Source organism: Bradyrhizobium sp. (genome assembly GCF_049581145.1).
In the GTDB taxonomy this organism is placed as follows: domain Bacteria; phylum Pseudomonadota; class Alphaproteobacteria; order Rhizobiales; family Xanthobacteraceae; genus Bradyrhizobium.
Genome location: NZ_JBAURI010001333.1, coordinates 1 through 8882, shown reverse-complemented (window position 1 = coordinate 8882; position 8882 = coordinate 1). Strand labels below are relative to the sequence as shown.

General features: G+C 63.9%; 10 protein-coding genes. 7 read left to right on the top strand and 3 right to left on the bottom strand.

Features of this window, described 5'->3' with window-relative positions; all coding sequences use genetic code 11:
* Window positions 1-517, top strand: a 517-nt coding sequence (locus tag WCB02_RS42485; RefSeq protein WP_423969143.1) for a hypothetical protein, incomplete at its 5' end; no start/stop codon positions are given.
* Window positions 518-803: 286 nt separating this feature from the next.
* Here the strand turns inward: WCB02_RS42485 and WCB02_RS42480 are convergent.
* Window positions 804-3206, bottom strand: coding sequence for an amidase family protein (locus WCB02_RS42480; RefSeq protein WP_423969140.1), 2403 nt, complete (start codon window positions 3204-3206; stop codon window positions 804-806).
* Window positions 3207-3499: 293 nt separating this feature from the next.
* Here WCB02_RS42480 and WCB02_RS42475 point away from each other — a divergent pair, with 293 nt between their 5' ends.
* The 4 genes from WCB02_RS42475 (at window position 3500) to WCB02_RS42460 (ending at window position 5372) form a co-directional block, all read left to right on the top strand.
* On the top strand, window positions 3500-3973 hold the full coding sequence (locus WCB02_RS42475) for a hypothetical protein (protein WP_423969139.1): 474 nt from the start codon (window positions 3500-3502) through the stop codon (window positions 3971-3973).
* Between the two features lie 9 nt (window positions 3974-3982).
* Window positions 3983-4867 carry a tRNA nucleotidyltransferase gene (locus WCB02_RS42470; RefSeq protein WP_423969137.1) on the top strand — a complete coding sequence of 295 codons (885 nt, stop codon included), beginning with the start codon at window positions 3983-3985 and terminating at the stop codon, window positions 4865-4867.
* Window positions 4868-4871: 4 nt separating this feature from the next.
* Window positions 4872-5024 carry a hypothetical protein gene (locus tag WCB02_RS42465; RefSeq protein WP_423969134.1) on the top strand — a complete coding sequence of 51 codons (153 nt, stop codon included), beginning with the start codon at window positions 4872-4874 and terminating at the stop codon, window positions 5022-5024.
* Window positions 5025-5114: 90 nt separating this feature from the next.
* Window positions 5115-5372: a hypothetical protein gene (locus WCB02_RS42460; protein WP_423969132.1), complete on the top strand. Its 258-nt coding sequence runs from the start codon at window positions 5115-5117 to the stop codon at window positions 5370-5372.
* 65 nt (window positions 5373-5437) lie between these two features.
* On the opposite strand, the gene WCB02_RS42455 is transcribed toward WCB02_RS42460, so the two are convergent.
* Window positions 5438-5884 carry a response regulator gene (locus tag WCB02_RS42455; protein ID WP_423969130.1) on the bottom strand — a complete coding sequence of 149 codons (447 nt, stop codon included), beginning with the start codon at window positions 5882-5884 and terminating at the stop codon, window positions 5438-5440.
* A gap of 599 nt (window positions 5885-6483) precedes the next feature.
* Here WCB02_RS42455 and WCB02_RS42450 point away from each other — a divergent pair.
* Window positions 6484-6729: a hypothetical protein gene (locus WCB02_RS42450; RefSeq protein WP_423969128.1), complete on the top strand. Its 246-nt coding sequence runs from the start codon at window positions 6484-6486 to the stop codon at window positions 6727-6729.
* Window positions 6730-6868: 139 nt separating this feature from the next.
* Complete coding sequence (locus tag WCB02_RS42445) at window positions 6869-8101, top strand: ABC transporter substrate-binding protein (protein WP_423969126.1); 1233 nt, start codon at window positions 6869-6871, stop codon at window positions 8099-8101.
* 176 nt (window positions 8102-8277) lie between these two features.
* On the opposite strand, the gene WCB02_RS42440 is transcribed toward WCB02_RS42445, so the two are convergent.
* Window positions 8278-8882: transcriptional regulator (locus WCB02_RS42440; RefSeq protein ID WP_423969123.1), on the bottom strand; the 605-nt coding region annotated here is incomplete at its 5' end.

Genomic DNA, 8882 nt, shown 5'->3' with positions numbered 1-8882 from the left:
GTCCGGCGCCGGTGAAAAGCTTGTCTTCAGGGGCAGCAATGGCGATTCGTGGTTCCTTGGCCGGGATCTCCAGACCGGATTGCCTGCGGTCAAGCACGTCGCGAATCCCGAGTCAGGCGGCCACGTCTCTTATCTGGACATTGAAAGCTTTCTTTCGGGCGGCCACGGACCGGAACATCAGGCACTCAGGCATTTGATGGCGGCCGAGCGCGGGGCCACGCTCCTCATCGCCTACGACATTCATCCTGCACAGGGCGCGGCTTATGAAGCACTCGTCGAAGCGATCCAATCCTTGGGAGCCTGGTGGCACCATTTGGAGACTGTCTGGATAGTCCGGTCCGTCAAAGCGCCGGAGGAGATTCGGGATAGACTGAAATCTCATATCGGCGCCGACGACCAGGTGCTGATATTTGATATCACGGGCGACAACGCAGCATGGGCAGGCATCAACGAGTCGGGGAGCACGTGGTTGAAGGACAACATCGCCCGCGAACGCGACGTGCTTGCGCAGGATTGAGCTGCTCCTGGGCCTCGGTGCGAAGACGTATCGTTTTTGTGCATTTGGACCCTCATCCCGAGGGGCTGCCTCGAAGGATGACCGCTTTGCACGGCCGTCGCCCGCGGCCATCCTTCGAGGCGCATCGCTTGCGCGACGCCCTCTCCATGAACACGGCCGGATCCTGTGTTCATGGTCCGTGTGCAGCGCCGATTTTCGGAGCTGGGGGCTCAGGATGAGGTTCGCGGGAACAGGCTGATATGATTCAACTTCGCTGAGGCGGATCGCGGCACGCGCCCGGCGCGCATCAGACGAGTCCTTGCAGCGGGCCGAACGCCGGCGGCGGCACGCGGCGTCGCGAGGCCCGCTCGTAGGCCGAGGCGATGCGCACAATGACGTCCTCCTTGCCGGGCTCGCTCCTGAACACCAGCGAGAACGGCAACCCGGGCGCCGGCAGCGGCGTCGGCTCGGATGAGGCCGTTGGCACATAGCGCTTGCGATCATCGGACAAGGTGAAGACCGGATCATAGCACACATCGACAAAGCCCGCGGGAACGAGGATCTCGGTCAGACCGGCGTTCGGGCCGTAGAACGACTCCCAGGTGATGTTGTGCATGCCGCCGCGCGGCTGATTGGCATGGCCGATCTTGCCGGGCACCCACGGTGAATGCAGCCGGACAAAAGCGTCGAGCTTGTTCTCGTAGAGCACCATCATGTCGACGCGCCGCAGCAGTTCGCGCAGCATCACGCGCTCGTTGACGCCCTGCCGTCCGTCGAGCGGGTTGCGCGGATCCGACAGCGCGTCCCAATTCAGGAACGCGGCGCGCTGGTCGTCGCCCCAGAATTTCGATCGCGCGTTCAGCTCCGCGAAGCTGGTCAGCGTTTCCGTCATCCCGAGCGATTGCCAATCGGCGGCGCGGCGCATGAGATATTGCTGGATATGGAGACGAAAGGTGGTCGCGAGTTCCTGCTCCTGGATGGTGTGGATGTCGAGGTTGCGCGGCGGCGCGATCCGCCCCTCCGCCAGCGCGACGCAATAGTCGATCGGCTTCATGGCTCCGCTGCCGAACACCTTGGGCGGAATCACCGACATCTCGGCGCCGGCCGCGACCGTCGGCGAGGCGAGGCTCGGCATCGCGCATGGCACGAACGGGGTCGGGATGATCGCTTCGGCGACCTCCCTGTAGACCGGCAGACCGTCCGGCCCGAGCCGGAACAGGATGTCGGGCATGAAGATCGGGACGAGCCTTGCGACCGCGTCGCGAAAGCTCGGCGCCATCTTCTCGAGGCTGGAATCGCTGTTCCAGAGCGGGTCGACCGACTCGACCAGCGTGGCGCCCAGATGCGCGCCGAGGACGTCCCGGATTTCCCTGTCGGCTGCCGAGACGATCGGCCCCTCCGCGAGCGAACCCGGCGGCGTGATCATGGACTCGCGGATGACCCCGATTCGCATCCCAGCCAGTGCCCCCTTGTCGCTCGATGCGGCGAGGTGGCTCACGAACGGCGTCGAGAGGATGGATGAACGGGGGACGGTCGTGAACACATCGCGTGGATCGTAGTAGCCGTTGTCGCGGTCGCGCAACGCATCCACCACCTTGGCGCAATCGAACACCGAGCGGCAGATCACGCCGGTACGATCGGTGTAGATGTCTGCGCCGATCGCCCCGCCGTTGAAGCCGAGCATCGCCTTGTGCGGCAGAATCAGCGCCACCGAGTTGTGGTTGGCGGGGCCGCGGCACGAGGCGCGGGTCTCTTCGCCGAGGCTCGCCATCACGAGGTTGGTCGAAACCGACAGCGCCGAGCCCGAGCTCGAACCGAGCGACGCGGAACGGGTCGTGTCGTACGGATTGGACGGATTGCCGCCCCAGGTCGAGCGCTGGTAGCCGAGCGTCGAGGGCAGGATCCTGTCGGGCAGGTCGGCGCCGCCGGGATCTCCGGCGCGGCCGTTGTATTCCGTGCTGACGGCCTTGGCGTAGATGATCGCCCCCTTGTTGCGGAGCTGGTCGACCAGGATGTGATCGCGAGCCGGGAAGTCGATGTCGTAGGCCGCATCGCCGCCGCCGAGCGAGCGCATGTCCTTGCAGTCGAACGGGTCCTTGAACGAGAACACGACGCCGTACATCGGCATCGCCGCGAGATCCGGATTGCGGCCATACGCCGCGTCGAGTTCGGCCGCCCGCTCCAGCGCGTCGGGGTAGCGGCGGAAAATCTCGCAGACGGCAGGAGCCCCTTCGGGCAGCGGGCCATCGTCAGGATGGCGATCATAGTCGCCACGGCAGACCACCGAGCGCTCGCCACGGATGTTCAGCGTCGACAGCGCGTTGAGCTGGGTACCCTCGGGGATGCCGACGACCATGCCGTATTGCTGCTGTACCGCTGGATCGGACCTCGTCGCCTCCATCCGGCCGAGCTCGAGCGGCTTGCCCTGGTACTTGTCGAGATCGGGATAGATCGAGGCGACCGGCACGGTCTCGGTCGGAAATGACAGCGGCTTGCCGGCGCGCACCGTGCCCGTCGCCGGTTCGATCGGCGCCCCATCAGCGGTGACGAGCAGGCTCGCCGGCCCGTTGTAGGCCCTGGCGCGTTCGATGTAGTGGCGGACGATGTCGACGCAGGTGGTTTCGCCCGAAACGATCGCAGCCTGCATCTCGGCAATGGTCGCCTCCTCCAGACGGAAGCGTTGATGCGCGCGCTCGGACGGCTCTGTCATGGCTGTCTCCTTCTAAGTGACCGGGGTCGATGCAACGAAGGCCGTCTATCCCGCTGAATTCCCGGCCAGAATAACAATTTCGCTGGCCGAAATCAGCTTTTTCCGGCGGGGGGTGTGCTCGGCGTCGTTCATGATGCGGGCGCGCGCATTCATGGGCTTATCGTCGGCATGGCTCTCCTGCAGCCCTGCACCTCCACAGCGTCACGCCGATCTGGCGCGTTATATGCGTAGTCCACGTCAGAACCCGAAGCCTTGTCGGGTTTCCGACGTTGAACCCACACCAGGAGCATATCGTGCCTTCACTGCAGGAAATCCGTACCGTCGTGACATTGGCGCCCGCCAAGCCCGCTGGATTGGGCGATTTGGGCGCGCCCATGGCCGACACGACCGTGGTCAAGAGGGGACGCGCGCACGAGTTCGCGCAACTTCTGCAGGACGGTAAAGTCGGCCGCCGCTTCCAGGATCTTCGCGTCGTCGTGATCAAGACAGTTGAGGACGCGCTCCCATCCGCCAAATTATTCGTCCAGTTCGAGGTGTTCGGCGACAACACCGCAGCGCCCACCAACGGGACAGGCTTCGACGCGGTGCTCTACGCCGGCGCGCGGCAATCGGCCTGCCTGTCATCGAGCAGCCTGTTCCTGCCCTACGCCAATTTCTGGTACCCGAACCGTTTCGTGTTCGAGGTGCCGATCGCGGACTTCGATCAGGCTGACCGTTTCGAATTCATCGCGAAGTCGGAAGCGGTTCGCAGTATCGAATTGGGGTAAATCGATTTAATGACCGGCGCATCGAAAGGCTTCGCATCGGAATGGTTGCAACGACATCGCGGGCTGGGTCTGCTGCGCCTGGCTGCGCTGTATGCTGATGCGGACGGAATTCCCGACCAGGAAACGATTGACGCGATCGCCCTGATCCTGGAAGCAGGCGCGCTCGCCGACACGTCGCCTTGCCCGATGTGGCCGGAACTGGCCGGCGGCCTCATGGACCGCCAACCCGGAACGATGATTTGGGTCTTGCGCGAATCGGGCGTCTTGCAGGCAATCCTGCCCGAAATCGCTGATCTGTTCGGAGTGCCGCAAATCGCGGATGATCCATCCGAGGTTGATCTCGGCGTTCACCTGATGCGGACCTTGAACGAGACGGCCAGGCTTGGAGCTCCCTTGGAGGTCCGCTTCGCCGCCCTGGTGATGAATGTCGGCAAGTCAGACTCGCCAGTTGAACATCTGCCCGTTCACTACCGCCATGTCGAGCGCGGCGGTCCGCGCATCGAGGGGATCTGCGCGCGGTTCGGGGTTCCCGATGCATGCCGGGACATGGCCATGCTGGCCCTGACCGAGTCCGAGCGCGTGCATCGCGTGTCCTCGATACGCGCCGGCCCGATCGCCGCCATGCTGGAACGGCTCGGCGCCTTTGACCGTCCCGCGCGATTCCGCAATCTCTTGCTGCTCTGCCTCTGTGACTACAATGCCTATGCGCGGTTGCTCGAGCGGCCCTACGGGAAGTCTGCGATACTAGAGGCGGCACTGGCCGCCTGCGGCGAGATCGATCACGACGACACGATCGAAGCGATCGGCGACGCCGCGTTCGCGGACTGGCTCCGCTCGGCCCGCGCCGGCGCCATAGCGGAGGCGCTCCGCTCGCTGCGCTGGCCCACGGATTAGAGCCATGAGGCACCGCGACGATCCGCACCTGCGCCTGCAATTTTTGGTCAATTCCGCATGGGCGGACGATACCGGCGAAGCTCTTCCGCGAATCCTTGAGGCCTTCGAGGCCCTGATCGTCGCGCCGGCCATGGTTGCGGAGAGCGCTGGCGCGTGAAACCTGTCCAACTGCCGGGAGGCCCGAATTGAGCGGGGATGTATGAGCTATCCACTCGTCAAACGCGTGACCCATCGAATACTCGGCGACATGCTGCGGATGATGTTGAGCGAGCGGCAGTTTCTCGATCTGACCCTGGACGAGGGCCGGACGTTGTCGCGCGCCTTCACCGCTGTGGCACATGACTGGCGCCGTACCGATCTCATCTATTTGAGCCCGGTCGGAAGCGACGCCGAGTTCTCGGCCGCGGTCACCCAGCAAGGCCTTCAGGTGGCGACGCCGGACGGTGTCCACCGCCTGAATTGGGACGATGTGACCGAACTGGCCGAACGCCTGGCAGTGGAATGAGGCCGCCGACATCCGCTGTTCGCCTCGGCAGAACCATCCTCGGTTCACCGCTTGCCCGAGTCGACTTAGAGCTCCTTGAGCTGATTTGCGAGCAGTGAGACACGACCGATGGCTTTCGCGAGCTTCTGACGATCGGTGTCGGCCATGATCTGCTGCAGTGTTTGACGGAGCGCCACCAGATCAACCGGTTTCGGAAACGGCGGATAGACGACGAGACCAAGAGACGTCGCGACCAGGACGTTGTCGTCGCGTGCGCGGTCGTCGGAGCCGCTGATGATCAGGATCGGCGCCCGACAGTCCAGTTCGGCAAGCAATTCGATGACCTCCCGGCCGGATCGCTCCCCTAGAGAAAGATCCAGGGTGATGCAATCGAAAGTCCGCCGACGCAGCAAGGTGGCTGCGCCTTCGACCGAGTCGGCGCCAGTCGTCGTGAAGCCGGCCTTGGCGCCGATCTTGCGAAGAATCGCCAGATGGACCTCGGTATCTTCGATCACGAGAAGTTCGTTCGGCATTTTCTTGTCCCGCCTGAGGGGCATGATTGTCGGCAACCCCCTCCTTTTCTAATTCGGCCCCCCTGATCCTGCCGTAAACATCCCATCCCGCAAAAATACGGGAGCGGTGACGCGACACGGTGGCAAAAAAGCGTGATCACCGAGGAGAGCGCGTATAAGCCGTAAACCATTGCGTGCGGGGATGCCGGGTGATTTCCGGTGCGACCGCTGTGAATACTCGTGTGCTGACTTTCTACCAATATGCGCACCCGAGGCTGCGGGTGCAGCGGGCGCCCGGCGTACCCCACGCCCTCTGATCAAGAGGGCCTCGAATTTACAAGCAAAACTCGCGCGACACGCGCGGCGAGAATGCGAAGCTATTTCCGGTGTCATTGTGAGCCAACGGGTCGGCGCAAGACGCCGCTCGACGATAAGGCTCGCAATGGCATACAGCGCAGCCAGTCGACGCAAGACGGCTCCCTGTTACCGTTCAAGCTGCCTGTGGCAATCCCCATGCACGAAAGTCCTGCTGGCGGGAGCAGCCGGAGTTGGGCATGGTGTGCTGCAAACAGGCCCGGCCAGGGCCGAGGCGGCAACGGCCGCCGACCAGGGAGGACATCTTGCCGGTTCACCACGACCACTGGATTGCGCATTTCGGCCGCCGGACGCCGGACAAGGTCGGGGTGGTCGAGCTCTCTGGCGAACGCCGCTTCACCCATGCGCAATTCGACGCCCGCATGATCGGCAAGAACCACAACTCGACCCCCTGCGCGAGACTTTTGCGACGCTCTCGGTCAGCGATCTCGTGGCCAGGGCCTCCTGACCATGCCGCGATCGATCCTGCTTGGTCGCATTTGGACGCGTGAAGAGTCCCCTCACCCGGCGCGCCCCGCCAACCTCTCCCCGCAAGCGGGGCGAGGGGAAGAGCACGCGCTCTCGGGCTTCGCCGCGGCGATCGCGCTCGACTTCCGCCAGCCCTCTCACCGCCCCGTAAACAACAAAGGAATGCTCTCAATGAACTGCAAAACCCTCTCGCTGCTGGCCGCGACCACCGCGTTCGCGGTGCTCTTGAGCCCGGCCGCGTTCGCGCAGAAGAAGTACGATACCGGCGCGGGCGATACCGAGATCAAGATCGGCAATGTCGAGGCCTATAGCGGGCCGGCCTCCGCCTATGGCGTCATCGGCAAGACCGAGGAGGCCTATTTCAAGATGATCAACGACCAGGGTGGCGTGAACGGCCGCAAGATCAATTTCATCTCCTATGACGACGGTTACAGCCCGCCCAAGACGGTGGAGCAGACCCGCAAGCTGATCGAGAGCGACGAGGTGTTTCTGGTGTTCAACGCGCTGGGCACGCCGACACAGTCGGCGGTGCAGAAATATCAGAACAGCAAGAAGGTGCCGCAGCTGTTCGTGGCGACCGGCGCCAGCAAGTGGAACGATCCGAAGGACTTTCCCTGGACCATGGGTTTTCAGCCGAGCTACCGGGTGGAGGCGCGGATCTTCGCCAAATACATTCTCAAGGAGAAGCCCAACGCCAAGATCGCGGTGTTCTATCAGAATGACGATTTCGGCAAGGACTATGTCGCAGGCCTGAAGGACGTGCTCGGCGACAAGGCGGCCAGCCTGATCGTCGCGGAAGAGAGCTACGAGACCACCGAACCGTCGATCGATTCCCACATCGTCAAGCTGAAGGGCACCGGCGCCGACGTGTTCGTCGACATCGCGACGCCGAAATTCGCGGCGCAGGCCATCAAGAAGATGGCGGAGCTGGAATGGAAGCCGATGCACCTGATGACCGACGTGTCGATCTCGATCGGGGCGGTGATGAAGCCGGCCGGGCTCGATGCCTCCGAAGGCGTGCTGTCGGCGGGATACCTGAAGGACGCCTCCGATCCGCAGTGGAAGGAGGACGGCGGCATGCGCGACTTCCTGGCCTTCATCGACAAGTACATGCCGGGCGCGAACGTTTCCGATACCAACCTGGTCTATGGTTATGCCGCGGCGCAGACCATGGTGCAGGTGCTGAAGCAATGCGGCGACGATCTGACCCGCGAGAACGTGATGAAGCAGGCCGCGAGCCTGAAGGATTTTGCGCCGGAGACCCTGCTCCCCGGCATCACGATCAACACCAGCCCGACCGATTTCGCCCCGATCGAGCAGCTCAGGATGATGCAGTTCAAGAGCGGCAAGTGGGACTTCTTCGGCGACATCATCAGCGCCGAGACGGGGGGCTAGCCCGGAGCGTGAACCTGCTCGGTCTTACGTCGTCGTCCTGGCGAAAGCCGGGACCCATAGCCAAAGAATGCGATTTGTTGCGACGGCCTCGACCACTCGGCCTGATCGATGGATCACCCGCTATGGGTCCCGGCGCAAGGCCGGGACGACACTGTGTGTGAGGAGGCCTTTTCGCGCTATGCCTGCAGCAGCAGCGCGAACGACTCGTCGGTGGTGCGGCGCAGGTGCGCGCGATAGACCGCGTAGTTGGCATCGTCGGGCGAAATCCGCCCCATGGTCGGATTGAGCACGCTCTTGATCTGCAAAAACGCGATTGGCGCCGCGATCGGCGTCAAATGCGAGCCGCGCCCGGCCATCAGCGTCGTGAGGATGCCGTACATCTCGCCGGTCTGGGTCGGGCGCGACACCGTGATCAGGCGATGCTGGCCATGCCGGTTGGTGACGAGATAGATGAAGCCGGACTGATGCGGCACCGCGACTTCGCCCCATTGGGTGAACGCCGCGTCCTGCCGCTCGCCTTCCCGAAACAGCAGCGACGATGCCGCCTCGTCCCAGGCGATCTCGGTGCGATAGGCGTACACCGCGTCCCTGTCGCCGAACGAGGGTCGTACCGTGACATAGCTGCCCTCGAGCCACGCCACGGCGCGGCGGGAATACGACCCCAGACTGTCCGGCGCGACGTCGCCATTGCTCGCAGCCGGCGCGGCCGGAGCGCTCGGCGCTTGGCGCAGGGAGACGCCGAGCGCCTGCTCGAGCCGCACCGTGGTGGCCAGCGTGAACG

Coding starts and splice junctions, on each gene's coding strand:
- WCB02_RS42480 (WP_423969140.1), bottom strand. CDS start 3,206: ATGACAGAGCCGTCCGAGCGCGCGCATCAACGCTTCCGTCTGGAGGAG.
- WCB02_RS42470 (WP_423969137.1), top strand. CDS start 3,983: ATGACCGGCGCATCGAAAGGCTTCGCATCGGAATGGTTGCAACGACAT.
- WCB02_RS42465 (WP_423969134.1), top strand. CDS start 4,872: ATGAGGCACCGCGACGATCCGCACCTGCGCCTGCAATTTTTGGTCAAT.
- WCB02_RS42460 (WP_423969132.1), top strand. CDS start 5,115: ATGCTGCGGATGATGTTGAGCGAGCGGCAGTTTCTCGATCTGACCCTG.
- WCB02_RS42455 (WP_423969130.1), bottom strand. CDS start 5,884: ATGCCGAACGAACTTCTCGTGATCGAAGATACCGAGGTCCATCTGGCG.
- WCB02_RS42445 (WP_423969126.1), top strand. CDS start 6,869: ATGCTCTCAATGAACTGCAAAACCCTCTCGCTGCTGGCCGCGACCACC.